At 66.7% G+C, this 14,897-nt stretch carries 14 protein-coding genes and 1 tRNA gene; 11 read left to right on the forward strand and 4 right to left on the reverse strand.

Going from position 1 to position 14,897, the window contains the following annotated elements:
- Position 1 precedes the first annotated feature (1 nt).
- The 9 genes from K3F48_RS00965 to K3F48_RS01005 all read left to right on the forward strand — a co-directional run bounded on the left by K3F48_RS00965 (position 2) and on the right by K3F48_RS01005 (position 8,493).
- Positions 2 to 2,143 carry a DUF2793 domain-containing protein gene (locus K3F48_RS00965; protein WP_222573529.1) on the forward strand — a complete coding sequence of 714 codons (2,142 nt, stop codon included), beginning with the start codon at positions 2 to 4 and terminating at the stop codon, positions 2,141 to 2,143.
- 3 nt (positions 2,144 to 2,146) lie between these two features.
- Positions 2,147 to 2,335 carry a hypothetical protein gene (locus K3F48_RS00970; protein ID WP_222573530.1) on the forward strand — a complete coding sequence of 63 codons (189 nt, stop codon included), beginning with the start codon at positions 2,147 to 2,149 and terminating at the stop codon, positions 2,333 to 2,335.
- Positions 2,336 to 2,658: 323 nt separating this feature from the next.
- Positions 2,659 to 4,401: a right-handed parallel beta-helix repeat-containing protein gene (locus tag K3F48_RS24760; protein WP_222573531.1), complete on the forward strand. Its 1,743-nt coding sequence runs from the start codon at positions 2,659 to 2,661 to the stop codon at positions 4,399 to 4,401.
- Between the two features lie 18 nt (positions 4,402 to 4,419).
- Positions 4,420 to 5,244: a glycoside hydrolase family 19 protein gene (locus K3F48_RS00980; protein ID WP_222573532.1), complete on the forward strand. Its 825-nt coding sequence runs from the start codon at positions 4,420 to 4,422 to the stop codon at positions 5,242 to 5,244.
- Positions 5,245 to 5,317: 73 nt separating this feature from the next.
- Entirely contained in the window at positions 5,318 to 5,512 is a 195-nt protein-coding gene (locus K3F48_RS00985) for a hypothetical protein (RefSeq protein ID WP_222573533.1), read from the forward strand.
- A gap of 79 nt (positions 5,513 to 5,591) precedes the next feature.
- The gene (locus tag K3F48_RS00990) at positions 5,592 to 5,936 is read left to right on the forward strand and encodes a PepSY domain-containing protein (protein WP_370631327.1); all 345 of its coding nucleotides are present in this window, start codon (positions 5,592 to 5,594) and stop codon (positions 5,934 to 5,936) included.
- Positions 5,937 to 5,967: 31 nt separating this feature from the next.
- The gene (locus K3F48_RS00995) at positions 5,968 to 6,642 is read left to right on the forward strand and encodes a response regulator transcription factor (protein ID WP_222573535.1); all 675 of its coding nucleotides are present in this window, start codon (positions 5,968 to 5,970) and stop codon (positions 6,640 to 6,642) included.
- Positions 6,643 to 6,651: 9 nt separating this feature from the next.
- Positions 6,652 to 8,034, forward strand: a complete 1,383-nt coding sequence (locus K3F48_RS01000; protein WP_222573536.1) for a sensor histidine kinase — start codon at positions 6,652 to 6,654, stop codon at positions 8,032 to 8,034.
- 60 nt (positions 8,035 to 8,094) lie between these two features.
- Positions 8,095 to 8,493 (forward strand): hypothetical protein, encoded by a 399-nt coding sequence (locus K3F48_RS01005; RefSeq protein ID WP_222573537.1) that lies wholly within the window; start codon positions 8,095 to 8,097, stop codon positions 8,491 to 8,493.
- A 15-nt stretch (positions 8,494 to 8,508) separates the two neighbouring features.
- Here K3F48_RS01005 and K3F48_RS01010 read toward each other — a convergent pair whose 3' ends face one another.
- A complete protein-coding gene (locus K3F48_RS01010; protein ID WP_222573538.1) occupies positions 8,509 to 9,375 on the reverse strand; it encodes a pirin family protein in 867 nt (288 codons plus the stop codon).
- A gap of 87 nt (positions 9,376 to 9,462) precedes the next feature.
- Positions 9,463 to 9,548: transfer RNA gene (locus K3F48_RS01015), tRNA-Leu, on the reverse strand.
- Between the two features lie 587 nt (positions 9,549 to 10,135).
- Between K3F48_RS01015 and K3F48_RS01020 the strand changes: the two genes are divergently transcribed.
- Both K3F48_RS01020 and K3F48_RS01025 read left to right on the forward strand, forming a co-directional pair.
- A complete protein-coding gene (locus K3F48_RS01020) occupies positions 10,136 to 10,729 on the forward strand; it encodes a DUF2335 domain-containing protein (RefSeq protein ID WP_222573539.1) in 594 nt (197 codons plus the stop codon).
- A gap of 128 nt (positions 10,730 to 10,857) precedes the next feature.
- Positions 10,858 to 12,900 carry a YgiQ family radical SAM protein gene (locus K3F48_RS01025; protein WP_222573540.1) on the forward strand — a complete coding sequence of 681 codons (2,043 nt, stop codon included), beginning with the start codon at positions 10,858 to 10,860 and terminating at the stop codon, positions 12,898 to 12,900.
- A gap of 42 nt (positions 12,901 to 12,942) precedes the next feature.
- Here K3F48_RS01025 and K3F48_RS01030 read toward each other — a convergent pair whose 3' ends face one another.
- Together K3F48_RS01030 and gpt are read right to left on the reverse strand one after the other, a co-directional pair.
- Positions 12,943 to 14,376, reverse strand: a complete 1,434-nt coding sequence (locus tag K3F48_RS01030) for a hypothetical protein (RefSeq protein WP_222573541.1) — start codon at positions 14,374 to 14,376, stop codon at positions 12,943 to 12,945.
- A gap of 26 nt (positions 14,377 to 14,402) precedes the next feature.
- Positions 14,403 to 14,897: a xanthine phosphoribosyltransferase gene (gpt, locus tag K3F48_RS01035; RefSeq protein ID WP_222573542.1), complete on the reverse strand. Its 495-nt coding sequence runs from the start codon at positions 14,895 to 14,897 to the stop codon at positions 14,403 to 14,405.

Raw genomic sequence — 14,897 nt, forward strand, 5'->3', positions numbered from 1 at the left:
CATGACGCAGACGATTCAGCTGTCCTTGCCCCATATCGACGCGGCGCAGGCGCAAAAACACATCACGCATAATGAAGCGCTGCAGATTCTCGACACGCTCGCGCAGCTCTCCGTCATCGCGCGCGACCAGGCGGCACCGCCGTCCTCTCCCGTGGAGGGCGACCGCTATATCGTCGGCGCCGGCGCGACAGGCGCCTTTTTGGATAAGGACGGGACGGTCGCCGCATGGCTCGCGGGCGCCTGGAGCTTTTTCACGCCGCGCGCCGGCTGGCTCGCCTATGTGCAGGGCGAGGCGCTACAGGTCGTCCACGACGGCGCCGCTTGGGTCCTTCTCGGCTCGGCGCTCGGCTCGGCGCAGAATCTGAGCCTGCTCGGCGTCGGCGCGACGGCCGATTCCGTCAATCGACTCTCGGTGAAATCCAACGCCGCGCTCTTCGCTGCGAAGACCATTGCGGAGGGCGGCTCGGGCGATCTGCGCGTCGCTTTCGAGAAGGAGGCGATCGGCGCCACGGCGTCGCATGTCTTTCAGACCGGCTTTTCGGGACGCGCGGAGATCGGGCTCATCGGCGGCGACGATCTGGGCGTGAAGGTGTCGGCGGACGGCTCGTCGTGGAGGACCGCGCTCGAGGTCGACAGGACGACGGGCCGCGTCGCCTTTCCGAGCGGCTCCGGCGACGGGTCGCTCGCGGGCTTTCGCAATCGGCTGCGCAATGCGAGCTTCAAGATCAACTCGCGGCGCCTGCCGTCGCCGGCGACGCTCGCCGCCGGCGCCTTCGGTCATGACGGACTGCGAGCCGGCGCCGCGGGCGCGACCTATTCGACGTCTTCGTCGGGCGTCGACGCGATGCTGACGATCTCGGCCGGCTCCATCGTGCTTCCGGTGGATGCTGCGCAGATCGAGGGCGGAGCTTATGTTCTCTCCCATGCCGGAACCGCGCAGGCGCGCATCTGGCAGACGAGCCCGTCGGGCGCCTTCGCGAGCGTGCCGTCGACGGGGCTCGTCGTCGCGGGACTGAGCGCGTGCGCGCTCACCGGGGTCGAGTTCTCCACGGGGACGGTGCTGCGGCCGCAGCTCGAGCCGGGCGTCTATCCCTCGCTGTTCGAACGGCGTCCGCGCGCTGTCGAGCTGGCGCTCTGCGAGCGCCGCAACGACGCGCTTCTCGTCGAGGCCAATCTGCAACAGCGCAATTGGGTGACGAGCAATGCCTGGCTGTCCTCCGCGAGCGCGGCCGATAACGCATGGCGCAACGTCTGCTGGGCCCGAGAGCTGGGCGTTTTCGTCGCGATCGCGTCGTCCGGGACCGGCAACCGGGTCATGACGTCCCCGGACGGCGTCGCCTGGACCGTGCGGACGAGCGCCGAAGACAATACGTGGCTCGGGCTCTGTTGGTCGCCGGAGATCGGTCTCCTCGTGGCCGTCGCCAGCGACGGAACCAACCGGGTCATGACCTCTCCCGACGGCATCGCATGGACAGCGCGGCCGGCCGCGGCGGCCAATCAGTGGCGCGCGGTTTGTTGGGCGCGTGAGCTGGGCGTGTTCGTCGCCGTCTCCAGCGACACGACGAGCAACCGCGTGATGACGTCTCCAGACGGCGTCACATGGACGAGCTGGACGGCTCAGAACGGCGCATGGTGGAGCGTGTGCTGGTCACGAGAGCTCGGCCTCCTCGTCGCCGTCGCGAACAGCGGAACCAGCGCCCGCGTCATGACCTCGCCGGACGGCGTCGGCTGGACGGTTCGCGCCGATACGGGAACTGGAACGAGGTGGACGTCGGTCTGTTGGGCGAGAGAGCTCGGCCTGCTCGTGGCCGTCGCCAATGGGACCGGAACGGGCAATCGCGTCATGACGTCGCCGGACGGCGTCACATGGTCGGTGCGGACGAGCGCCGAAGACAATTCATGGCATAGCGTCGCCTGGGCGCCCGAAATCGGCCTGCTCGCGGCCGTCGCCATCGACGGGACCAACCGCGTCATGACCTCTCCCGACGGCGTCGCTTGGACGGCGCGGTCGGCCGCCGCGGCCAACAGCTGGTATGGCGCCTGCTGGTCGCCGGAGCTCGGGCTCTTCGCGAGCGTGGCGGCGTCGGGCGCCGGCAACCGCGCGATGACGAGCAGATCCGCTTTCAGCTACTCCTACAGGTGACGCATGGCCTATTCGATCGACGATACGGTCTATCGCGTCGACTCCGGCGACAACGCCGCGACTGTCCTCGCCATCGAAGAGATCGACGGCGCCGCGGTGTATCGCCTCGCTTACGCCGAAGGCGGCGAGGGGTATTGGCCTGGATCCGCGCTCTTCGCGACGATCGAAGAGCGCGACGCCGCGATCGCGTGATCGATCGCGTTTCCACAAATCATGCGCGGCGTCTCGGCGCCGTTTACGCGCGTCTTCGTCGACTCGTCGACGCCGCCGGCCCCGGTCGACTTTTGTGGTTCCGCGTTCGCATTGCTCATCTGCTGCAATGGGGCGCGACTGAGAAAGGCGACGGCGGATTTATCGCTGCGATTCCGGACGCCGCTTTGGCCTGCGTCGCGTCCCGATGATCTGCATCGCGGCGTCGTATCCGGCGAAATCAGCGCGGATGAAACATGGTCGCTCCCGACAGGGAGAGGCCACTTCGAGCTTCTCGGCAAATCGCCGGGAGGATCTCCCACGTCGTGGTCATCGACGAAATTCAACTCAGGGGACTCAGCATGAACGATCTTGTACTCGACGGGACCGTGGTATACTCCGAAGACTATTTCCGCGCGAACGGGCTCGACGTCCGAATAATGGGCGTGGTGGCTGACGGCGAGGCCCTGAATGCCGTCGCGCTGCAAGCGGCCGAGGATTACGCATCTCAGATCGGCGCCAATCTGCTGTTCCCCGTTGGCGTCATTGTCCTCGAGGCGGCGATCGTGAAGAAGTCCAATGTGCATTGGCATGGACAAGGGCCGACGCTATCGATCTTGCGGCACCATGACACCTCGGCACACCCGACATACCAGGCGCATGAGTTGGTCAAGCTGCCTGAGACGGGGCCTGACACTACGATGAGCGCCGACAACGTCGGATTTTTCGACATTGGTTTCGACGGCAATCGGTACCATGTCCAGGACGACGACGGCACGCTCACGAATCTCTTCAAATTGCTGCGCAATGCCGAGCCCGGCGTCTCGGCCCCCGCGCACGGGCTCACGATCGAGCGGTGCCACTTTGTGCACGCCACCTTCGGCGCGTTTAGCTTGCATGTCGCAGGCTACGACCGAGTGAATATCCGCGATTGTTACCTCGCCGATGGCGGCGGCGCCGCGTCGACAATCCATCTGATGTATCTGCGGCACTGCGCGCGCGTCTCGGTCACGGGATGCATCGCCGAGCCGAGAGAGGCGTCGGCTGGGATCAAGGTGCAAGGAATTTACGAACGCGCCGAGATCGCCGGGTGCAGCGTCACCGGCGGCGGCATCGGCATTGCGGGAACAGACTGCTACGATTACCGCATCGTCGGCAACAGCATTCGAGACGCGACGTCGGAAGGCATCAAGCTCGCGATCGATCAGGAGTCGACGGCACGCTTCCTCGTCATCTCGAATAACACGATCAGCAACTGCACATTTGGAATTTGGGCGCAAAATATCCAGGGCGTATCGGGAAGCGGCAATCATTTCCGCGACTGCGGCACCGGCATTCGGTTCAAGGGCGTTCGCGGGGGCATGCTGTCCGCGACGTTCATGGAATTGACGTCGAATACGTCGAATCCGTCGAATAGCGAAGGCGCCGTAACCTTCCTATTGTTCGAGAAGCCGAACGTCTCCCCCAACCCCGAATCCCCTCCCACCTACAACGAGTGCAATTTCTCCGGACTGTCGATCCGCAACGGTCGTGCGGGGACGGGCGTCACGATCGCGAAAAACATAGGCACGGTCGAACACCCCAGCACGCTCGAAGACGCCAAATACCTCATATTCGATGGCGTGTCGGTGATCGGCTCATTCGCGGCGACATGGCTGAATATCAATCCGCCGCCGGAGAGCCCGAATGAAGGATCTTTCGCGCCGACGCTCATCGGCGGCGCGACGGCCGGCGAGGGGACCTATACGACCCAGGCCGGCCGCTGGCAGCGTGTGGGCTCGCGCTGCAATTTCGAAATCAATCTCTCGTGGTCGGCGCACACGGGCTCCGGCGAGCTGATAGTCGACGCTCTCCCATTCGTGGCGTCGTCCACGCTCGGCGCTTACCCGGTCAGGTTCTACTGGAGAGACATCGCAATCACCTCGGGCTCTCAGCTCATCGGCTATGTCATCGGCGGCGAGAAACGGATCAGGCTGCGGCTGCTGCCGGCGAGCGGCGCTCCGGCTGCCTTGCAAGTTCCCGCGTCTGGCTCGCTCGACATCGCCGGATCGTACATCGTTCAGGGCTGAGCGGAAGGATAAATCGCAATGACCATTGCATCGATAGGCGCGCGCGCTATTCAGCGCGCGCTCGTGTTGAAGGGCTATTCACTGTCGGTCGATGGCGACATCGGTCCGACGACGCGCGCGGCGATCTATGCCGCCGTGCAGCGCGAGGTCGGCGCCGCGGCGCATTGGAGCGCCGATCGGCTGATGATCGCGTTCGGGCAGATGATGCTGCGCGATGCGGGGCTCTATGCTGGCGCAATCGACGGGATCGACGGACCGAAGACGAGCGCGGCGCTGGCGGCGTGGGCGAGCAAGCAGGCGGGCGCGCCGGCGGCGCAAAGCGATTGGGCCGGCGTCATGCGCGCGCTCTGCCCGCATGGCCGCGCCGAGATCGTTGCCGGCGCCGCCGAGGCAACGCCCCGCGTGATCGAGATCGCCTCGCTCACGACGCCGCGCCGACAAGCGCATTTTCTCGCGCAGATCGCGCACGAGAGCGCGGGAATGCGGACGACGGTCGAATATGCGAGCGGAGCCGCCTATGAGGGGCGCAAGGACCTCGGCAACACGCAGCGCGGCGATGGCGCGCGCTTCAAAGGGCGCGGGCTGATTCAGCTCACCGGGCGCGCGAATTATATGGCTTACGGACTAGAGCTCGGTCTCGATCTCGTCGGCAAGCCCGAGCTCGCGGCGCAGTTCCCGGCGGCGGCTCTCACGGCGGCGCTCTATTGGCGCAAGCGCGCGATCAATGTCCCGGCCGATCGTGACGATTGCGAAGCGGTGACGCGCAAGATCAATGGCGGCGTCAACGGGCTCGCCGATCGCAAATCCTATCTCGCCGTCGCCAAACGCGCGCTCTCCGCATGATCGGCTTTTCGCGGGCGAGGGCACCCGCGCCGCGCCGGGCGGCCTCCCGGCGAAACAAGCGAGGATGAAACATATGGCCTTGTCCTTCCCCACCGCCTGGAGCTGGCTCGCCGCTCGCATGGCCGAGCCGAGCACCTGGGCGGGAACCGGCGTCGTCGCCGCGCTGGTGCATTCGGCCGCGCCGGGCCTGCTCGGCGACAGCCTGCTCACGCTCGGCGCGGCGATCGGCGGCGTTCTCGCCGTTGTCGTGCCGGAACGGCGCGGCTGACGCTGAAAAGGCGACGCGGCTCCGGCCGCGTCGCCGGCGTTCACGCATCGTTCAGACGGCTCTCGTCATAGTGCGAGGCGTGAAGACATGCGCCTCGTCCTCGTTCTGGCCGAAGATCGCCGCCATGCTCGCCCTCGCCGCTCCCGCCCGTGGGGAGCTGGCGCGAGGGGAGGAGGCGGCGCTGCAGTGCTTTCCGATGGCGGAGACGCGCCATCTGATCGCCGACCGCCGTCTCGCCGACCCTTTCGCCTCGATGCAGGCGGCGAGCTCGGCCGCCCATGCCGAGCCGATCGCGGCGAAGCTCTGCCGCGACCGCGAAGCGCTCGTCTATGAGATCAGCGTGTTGCGGCGCGACGGGCGCGTCCTGCGGATTTATCTCGACGCGACGAACGGCCAGCCGCATCCTGGTCACAAATCACGGTGACAAAGACGCGATTCGAGCGGGGGAGGGGGCGTTGCGTCTGCTGGTTGTCGAGGACGACAAGGATTTGAACCGCCAGCTCGGCGCCGCGCTCGAGCAGGCGGGCTACGCCGTCGACCGCGCCTTCGACGGCGAGGAGGGGCATTTCCTCGGCGACACCGAGCCCTATGACGCGGTGGTGCTGGACATCGGCCTGCCCAAGAAGGACGGCGTCAGCGTGCTCGAGCAATGGCGCAAGGCGGGCCGCACCATGCCGGTGCTGATCCTCACCGCGCGCGACCGCTGGAGCGACAAGGTGCAGGGGTTCGACGCCGGTGCCGACGACTATGTCGCCAAGCCCTTCCATATGGAGGAGCTGCTCGCCCGCCTGCGCGCGCTGCTGCGCCGCGCCGCCGGCCATGCGACGAGCGAGATCGTCTGCGGCCCGGTGCGGCTCGACACCAAGGCGGGGCGCGTCGTCGTCGACGGAACGGCGGTCAAGCTGACCTCGCACGAATATCGGCTGCTCGCCTATCTGATGCATCACAGCGGCCGGGTGATCTCGCGCGGCGAGATCGTCGAGCATCTCTACGATCAGGACTTCGACCGGGATTCGAACACGGTCGAGGTGTTCGTCGGGCGCCTGCGCAAGAAGCTCGGCGTCGACGTGATCCAGACCGTGCGCGGCCTCGGCTATATGGCGGCGCCGCCCGAAGCCGGCGGACGCTGACGCGCGCGGATGCGCTGGCTGCGCTTTCCGGGCCGGTCGATCGCGGCGCGCCTGTTCCTGACGGCGGCGGCGCTGAGCTCCGCCGTGCTGATGCTCGCGGGGCTCGCGCTCACCGAATATTACCGGGCGACGGCGGAGGACGTGTTCGAGCAGCGGCTCGAGGTCTATCTGCGCGCCATCGTCGCGGATGTCTCGGAGTCCGGCGAGGACGGCCGCACCGGGCCGGGCCAGCTCGGCGATCCGCAATTCGAGCTGGCGCGCTCCGGCTGGTATTGGCAGATCACGAGGCTCGACGACGAGAAGCACGAGATCAAGGCCTCGCGCTCGCTGTTCGCGGCGCGCCTCCCAAAACTCGCCGATCTTCATGTTCCGGCCGAGACCGGCGGGATGCGGCGCGGCGTCGCCGAGGGGCCGGACGGGCGCCCGCTGCGCATCGTCGAGCGCGTCATCGACGTCGGCGATATCGGCGTCTATCTCGTGCAGGTGGCGGCGACGACCGAGGAGACCGAGAGCCAGATCGCGCGCTTCCGCTGGTCTTTGATCGTCGCCTTCTCGCTGCTCGCCATCGCGCTGGCGCTCGGGGCCGCCTTTCAGGTGCGCTTCGGCCTGCGCCCGCTGCGCCTCTTGCAGGGCGAATTGTCGACCATTCGCCGCGGCGAGCGCGCGCGCATCGAAGGCTCCTATCCGACCGAGATCGCTCCGCTCGCCGAGGAGCTCAATCTGATGATCGCGGCCAATCGCGACATCGTCGAGCGCTCGCGCACGCAGGTCGGCAATCTCGCCCATGCGCTGAAGACTCCGCTCAGCGTGATCATCAACGAGGCCGACGCCGCGCCCTCGCCGCTCGCTGGAAAGGTGAGCGAGCAGGCCAAGGTCATGCGCGACCAGATCGCCTTTTATCTCGAGCGGGCGCGAGCGGCGGCGCGCGCCGGCGCCATCGGCGCGACGACGGAGGCGGCGCCGGTGGTCGAGGCGTTGCTGCGCACCTTCGGCAAGATCTATGACGAGCGCGGCGTCGCATTTTCCGGCGCCGCGCCGCCCGGCGCGCGCTTTCTCGGCGAGCGGCAGGATCTCGAGGAGATCGTCGGCAATCTGCTCGACAACGCCGGGAAATGGGCGGCGCGCGAGGTGCGGCTCGAGGTTGCGCTGGAGAGCGGCGCAGCGGGGCGCAGCGTGCTGGTGGTGACCATAGACGACGATGGGCCGGGCCTCGCGCCGCATCTGCGCGAGCGTGCGGCGGCGCGTGGCCAGCGTCTCGACGAGACCAAGCCGGGCTCCGGCCTCGGCCTGTCGATCGTCACCGAGCTCGCCGCCGATTATGGCGGCTCGTTGCGTCTTTCGGAGAGCCCGCTCGGCGGCTTGCGGGCGCGGGCGCGCCTGCCGGGGCTTTGACAGGGCGCGCGCATTTCGTCATCAGGGCTGTGGATGCGCGAGGGAGAGCGGAGGGAGTTCATGAGGTCGATCGGCAGATGTTTGGCGGCTTTCGGCCTTCTCGCCGGCGCGGCGGCGCTCGCCGGCTGCAACACCTCCGCCCCCGAATCGGCGAAGGTCGCCGTCGCCGCGACGCCGGAGCCGCCCGCGCCGGGCGTCATCGGCTCGGCGATCGGCCGCGAGCTCGACGCGGCCGATCGCGAGACGGCGATCGCCGCGCAGCAGGAGGCGGTGAGCTCCGGCCAGCGCAGGAGCTGGCGCGGCGCGCATGGCGCCTATGGCTTCATCGAGCCGGCGGCGGAGGACGGGCTCGGCGGCTGCCGCGGCTATACGCATAAGGTGTTCATCAACGGCCGCCCGCAACAGGCCAAGGGGCAGGCGTGCAAGCGGCCGGATGGGAGCTATCGCGTCGCGAGCTGACGGCCCCCCGGAGCGTCACGCGGGCATCCGCCCGAAGCCTCCGCTCTCGAAATCGGCGAAAGCCTGACGAAGCTCTTCCTGCGTGTTCATTACGAATGGGCCATGGGCCGCGACCGGCTCGCCGAGCGGCGCGCCGGAGAGGATCAGCGCTTTCGCGTCCGTCGCCGCCGCGAGGGAGACGCCGCCGCCGGTGCGATCGAGCAGGACCACCTCATCGTCACGCGCAGTCGCGGCGCCGCCGATCTCGATCGCGCCCGCCAGCACGACGACGGCGAGCGTATGTCCCTCGGGCAAAACCAGCTCCACATGGCCGCCGGCCGTGAGGCGAAGGTCCCAGACATCGAGCGGCGTGTAGCTGCGCGCCGGTCCGTCGCGGCCGTCATAGCGGCCGGCGATGACGCGCAACGCGCCCGCGCCGTTGGGCAGCTCGACGGTCGGAATGTCCTCGGCGCGGATGGCTTGGTAGTGCGGAGCCGCTTTCTTGTGCGCGGCCGGCAGATTGATCCAGAGCTGCGCCATCTCCATCGCGCCGCCCGCCGCGGTGAAGGCGCGCGAGTGGAACTCGTCGTGCAGCACGCCCGCCGCGGCGGTCATCCACTGCACGTCGCCGGGGCCGATGACGCCGCCGGCGCCGGTCGAATCGCGATGCTCGACCTCGCCCGAATAGACGATGGTCACGGTCTCGAAGCCGCGATGCGGATGCGGGCCGACGCCGCGCGGCGTCGTCGCCGGAGCAAACACATGCGGACCGGCGTGGTCGAGCAGCAGAAACGGGCTGATCGGCTCGCCGAAGGCGTGGGGCGAGATCAGCGAGCGCACCGGAAAGCCGTCGCCGACCCAATGCGCGCGCGGCGCGGAATAGACGCCGAGGATTTTTCTCATCGCTGTTCTCCTTCTGCGGCCACGCCCGCGGAGTCGGAACGTCGATCGCGAGAAATCGAAGATATGGCTTCGTTGCTCTCGCGCAATTGGTGCGGACGGCGGGGATCGAACCCGCATGGGCATGGCCCGAGGGATTTTAAGTCCCTTGCGTCTACCGGTTCCGCCACGTCCGCACTTGTTTCTCCTTCAGTCCACTCGGAGATCGCGACCTCGAGACGTCCTGACGGTTCGCTTCTGATAGCTCAGCGTGCTTTTCTCGGCAAACCTCGCGAAGCGGCCTCTTTGAAATGAGCCGATGCCGGGCCGTGTCCGAGCAACTGTCTCTCACGGCTCGAATGCGCGGCGCGCGAAGGTCGGGGCGGGCGATTGAAATCGTGGATTATCCCCACGATTTGTGGGATGGCCGTTCACGCGTCGTCAATTTTGGTCGAGTAGCGTCGAGGCTCGACCCTGTTTTGCGTAGTGGCGGCCGAGCCTTGACTCGTCAGGAAGGCAAGTCCTATGAAAAAGAGTCCGACGAGTCGTCGGCAGAGAAAAGGGCTGCCTTCGATGCGTAATTTCGATCAAAACGATAAACATCCATTCGCCGGCGCCTTTCTGAAGGGCTTTATTTCCGGCTTCACGTCTCCGCTGACGCTTTTTTCGGCGGGGCCGTCCGTCCCTGGTGGATTTTCCGCGAGCAATCGTTCGAGCGTCGCGGCGTCGTTTCGGTCGGTGGGCAACGCCTTGACCCACAGCACGCTCAGGAGCGTCGACGACCGTGACCGAACATCTGGAAGAAGATAACGGGGTTCACCTGCCGGCGCCGTCTCAAATCGTTCCAGAGGTCGAAAGGCTCGTCGCAGACGAACTGCCCGAAGAATTCAAGGATCTACCTGAATCGGTCAAGAAAGAAACCGTTCGCAAGGTCAGCGTAACGGCGATCAAGGCCTCTATTTCCTCTTGGGAGAGCGACGGATATCCGCCGCCTGCGATCCTCGAGGAATATGAGAGGTTTTCGCCGGGGTTCGCGCAAAAAGTGATCCGAATGGCGGAGGACGAGCTGAAGCATAGCCAGTCGATGGAGGTGAGGGCTGCTCAATATTTCTCTCGTGGCCAATGGATGGGCTTCGTTTTGGCGTTCATCGTTTTGACCGGATCAATATGGCTCATCTCGATCGGAAAGGAAGCGACCGGCGGCTTGCTCGCCGGGGCGGTCGTCCTTCCTCTGATCGGCATGTTCATACGAGGCCAGCTGAACATCGGCGACGTCTCTAGCTCCAATAGCTCTATCGCCACAGTAGACGACGACGCGATCAAGAAAGCGACACGCTCGAAAAAGCGAGCCAAGGGCGCCAAGAGCAGGGTGCGATAGAAGCCCCCACTCGGCCTGAAGGCGCGAGAGCTGCTCCAGCCGTACCTGTCCGCAAGCGGACCATGCAATGGCGCCGTCCTGCCAGATATTGCGATTGACCGCTCGCGGAAAACTCGCCTAGTACCTCCATGACCTCTTCGATCCTCGCCCTGCAACCCGCCAAGCCCCTGTTCTCCTATCGGAAACATTGGGCGCATCGGTTCGGCGTCGCGCCTTTTCTGCCCATGTCGCGGGCGGAGATGGAGGCGCTCGGCTGGGATTCCTGCGATGTGATTCTGGTCACGGGCGACGCTTATATCGATCATCCGAGCTTCGGCATGGCGATCGTCGGGCGTCTGCTGGAGGCGCAGGGCTTTCGCGTCGGCGTCATCGCACAGCCCGATTGGCGCGACGCCTCCGCCTTCGAGGCGCTGGGAAAGCCCAATCTCTTCTTCGGCGTCACCAGCGGCAATATGGATTCGATGGTCAACCGCTATACGTCGGACCGTCGCCTGCGCCACAATGATTCCTACACGCCGGGCGGCGAGGGCGGAAAGCGGCCGGATCGCGCCGTCATCGTCTATGCGCAGCGCTGCCGCGAGGCTTTTCCCGGCGCGCCGATCGTGCTCGGCGGGATCGAGGCGTCGCTGCGCCGCATCGCCCATTATGATTATTGGTCGGACAAGGTGCGGCGCTCGATCCTGCTCGACGCCAAGGCCGATCTCCTGCTCTATGGCAACGCCGAGCGCGCGCTGGTCGAGGTCGCGCATCGGCTCGCCAAGCGCGGACTCGATCAGGATTTTTTTGATATTCGCGGTCTCGCTCTGCTGCGCGAGCGGACGCCGGACGGCTGGACCGAAGCCTCGGCCGAGGATCTGGACAGTCCCGACGAGGGCCGCACGCGGGCTGCCGGCGACATCGTCATCCGCCTGCCGTCCTGCGAGCAGGTTTCGCGCGATGTGGAAAGCTATGCGCGCGCGTCGCGCGTGCTGCACAAGGAGAGCAATCCGGGCAATGCGCGGCCGCTGACGCAGCGTCATGGCGACAAGGATGTATGGCTGACCGCGCCGCCCATTCCGCTGACCATGGCGGAGATGGACGCCGTCTATGACCTGCCTTTCGCGCGCGCGCCGCATCCCTCCTATGAGGGCGCCAAGATTCCCGCCTGGGAGATGATCCGCCATTCGGTGACGATCATGCGCGGCTGCTTCGGCGGCTGCTCCTTCTGCTCCATCACCGAGCACGAGGGGCGCATCATCCAGTCGCGCTCCGAAGCGTCGATCCTGCGCGAGATCGAGGTCATTCGCGACAAGACGGAGGGATTTACCGGCATTATTTCCGATATCGGCGGGCCGACCGCGAATATGTATCGCCTGGCGTGCCGGGATAAAGAGACGGAGGCGCTGTGCCGGCGGCCGTCCTGCGTCTATCCCGATGTCTGCAAGAATCTCGACACGAGCCATGACGCCCTGATTCAGCTCTATCGCAAGGCGCGCGCCATTCCGGGCGTGAAGAAGGTGATGGTGGCCTCGGGCGTGCGCTACGATCTCGCCGTGAAGAGCCCGGCCTATATTCGCGAGCTGGTCGAGCATCATGTCGGCGGCTATCTGAAGATCGCGCCCGAGCACACCGAGAGCGGACCGCTGTCGAAGATGATGAAGCCGGGCATCGGCTCCTATGACCGCTTCAAGCAATTGTTCGACGCGGCGGCGCGGGCGGCGAAGAAGGAATATTACCTCATTCCCTATTTCATCGCCGCGCATCCGGGCACCAGCGACGAAGACATGATGCATTTGGCGTTGTGGCTGAAGCGCAACAAATATCGCGCCGATCAGGTGCAGACCTTCCTGCCGTCGCCGATGGCGCTGTCGACGGCCATGTATCACTCGGGCTTCGATCCTTTAAAGCCGGTGCGGCGCGGCGCGTCGGAGCGCGTGGACGCGGTGAAGGGCCTGCGCCAGCGCCGGCTGCACAAGGCGTTCCTGCGCTATCATGATCCCGAGAACTGGCCGATGCTGCGCGAGGCGCTGAAGGCGATGGGCCGCGCCGATCTGATCGGCCCCGGCAAGCATCAGCTGGTGCCCGGCTGGCAGCCCAAGGGCGCGGGCAAGGCGGGGGAGGGACGCCGCGTCGAGCATCCTGCGCGGGCTGCGCGCGGCGGGCGCAAGTTTCTGACGAAGGGCGTCGGCTGACCGCTGGTCCGGGCGCCGTCGCATTGCGCTCGAAGGTCGCCGCTACGAAGCGCCGTCTCGAATGGCCAGCTTGTAGAACGCCTTGCGCTCGCCGTTCTGCGTTCGCGGAAATTCGACGAGCGGCGTGGCGCCGATCGCGCGCAGACTATCGCTGTCGGCTTCGGAATAAATGAGGAGCTCGCCGCCGAGCGTCTTTGCCGCCTCGCGCGCGAGAGCGGCGAGCGCGCGTGAGTCCTCGCGCGGCTCGGCGCGATAGTTCCAGGTCTCGAATTTTGCCACGCGGCCAGTCTGCAGATTGAAATAGGGCGCGTCGAGCCGGGCCGAGAGATCGATGCCGTTCCAGCCCGGATAGGCGGCGATCATCCGCCGGTCGAGACGGTTGGAGATCAGCCATTGCGCCGCCATGTCGCCGCCGGAGAAGGGCGCCGTGAGCGCGCCGGCGGAGAAGATCAGCCCGGCGAGGGACAGCGCGGCGATCCATGCGCGCGCGACGAGGCCGGGCTTCTCGCCATGGTCTTCCGCGGCGATCCACAGCAGCGCGACCAGCAATAGCGTCCAGAGGCCCACATGGCGGCCATAGGCCGGATAGACGAGGGTCGAGAGCGAGAGGATGACGCCGTAGAAGCCGAGCCAGATCGCCGCATGGCGCGGACGCGAGGCGAGCGCCGCGGCGCCGAGCACGGCGGCGGCGGCGCCGAGCCACAGGCTCGCCGGCGCGGCGAGGCCGATGCCCCACAGGCGCAGGCCCGGCAGCACCGACGCCGAGGCCCAGTGGAGCGCCATCATGAGATTCATCAGCGCTTCGGGAAGCGGCGAGACTGCCGGCCTGGCGTCGGGCGCCGGCCACATGGTCGCGAGCGCCGCGACGCAGGCCGCCGTCCAGAGGGCGAAGCCGGCGATGAAACGGGCGTCGATTCGCGGCCAGGTCTCGCGCCGATCGCCGAGGAAGGGCGTCGCGACGAGGACGCCGGACAGCAGCATCAGATGCAGCGAGACATTGGCCATCAGCGCCAGGATCGCCCAGCGCCACCCGCTCGCGCGCAGCGCCAGAAAGGCGAACAGCAGCAGCGCGCCGAGCCCGTAGGAGCGCGCGATCACGCCATATTCGAACAGGAGAAAATAGCTCGTCAGCAGCGAGAGCCGCAGCCAGGGGCCGAAAGGCGCGCGGAACCAGATGATCCAGTCCGTGGCGAGCGCGATGGGCAGCTGAACGAGCTTCAGCGCGACGAGCGATGGCGCGATCAGCGCGGCGCCCCGAAGAAGAAGATGCCAGAGCGCCGGATGGCCTTCGTAATGCAACGAGGCGAAGAGATCGGAAAGGCGCGGTTGCGTCGCCAGCAGATAGGCCTGAGCTTCGTCTCGCCAGGCGACATGAGCGAGGACGAGCCAGGCTTGCAGCGCGATCACGACGCCGGCGAGCGCCGACGGCAGGGCCTCTGCCTGACGGCCGGCGAAGGAGGAACGAATATCGCGCATGAAAATCCTGCGAGAACGACGAGAGCTCAGGCTCCGCTCTTCGAAATCGGCGCCTGAAACGAGAGCCCCGTGTCCCAGGGAAAGAAGATCCAGGTGTCCTGCGACACCTCGGTGACGAAAGTGTCGACCATCGGCCGCCCCTGCGGCTTGGCGTAGACGGTCGCGAAATGCGCCTTGGGCAGCAGGGCGCGCACAGCCTTGGCCGTCGCGCCGGTGTCGACGAGATCGTCGATGACCAGCACCTCCTCGCTCGGACGAGAGAGGATCGTCTCCGAGAGAGGCTTCAGCACGACGACCTCGCCGCGCTGGTTCTCCTCATGATAGCTGGCGACGCAGATCGTATCGATGACGCGGATGCCGAGCTCGCGCGCGACGACGCCGGCCGGCACCAGCCCGCCGCGCGTGACCGCGACGATCGCCGAGAAGCCGCCGAGCGCCGACAGGCGCCAGGCGAGCGCGCGCGCATCGCGGTGGAAGGCGTCCCAGGAGACGGGAAAGGCCTTTTGGTCGCTCGGCGTCAT

Origin of the sequence: Methylosinus sp. Sm6 (genome assembly GCF_019802345.1) — a bacterium.
In the GTDB taxonomy this organism is placed as follows: Bacteria; Pseudomonadota; Alphaproteobacteria; order Rhizobiales; family Beijerinckiaceae; genus Methylosinus.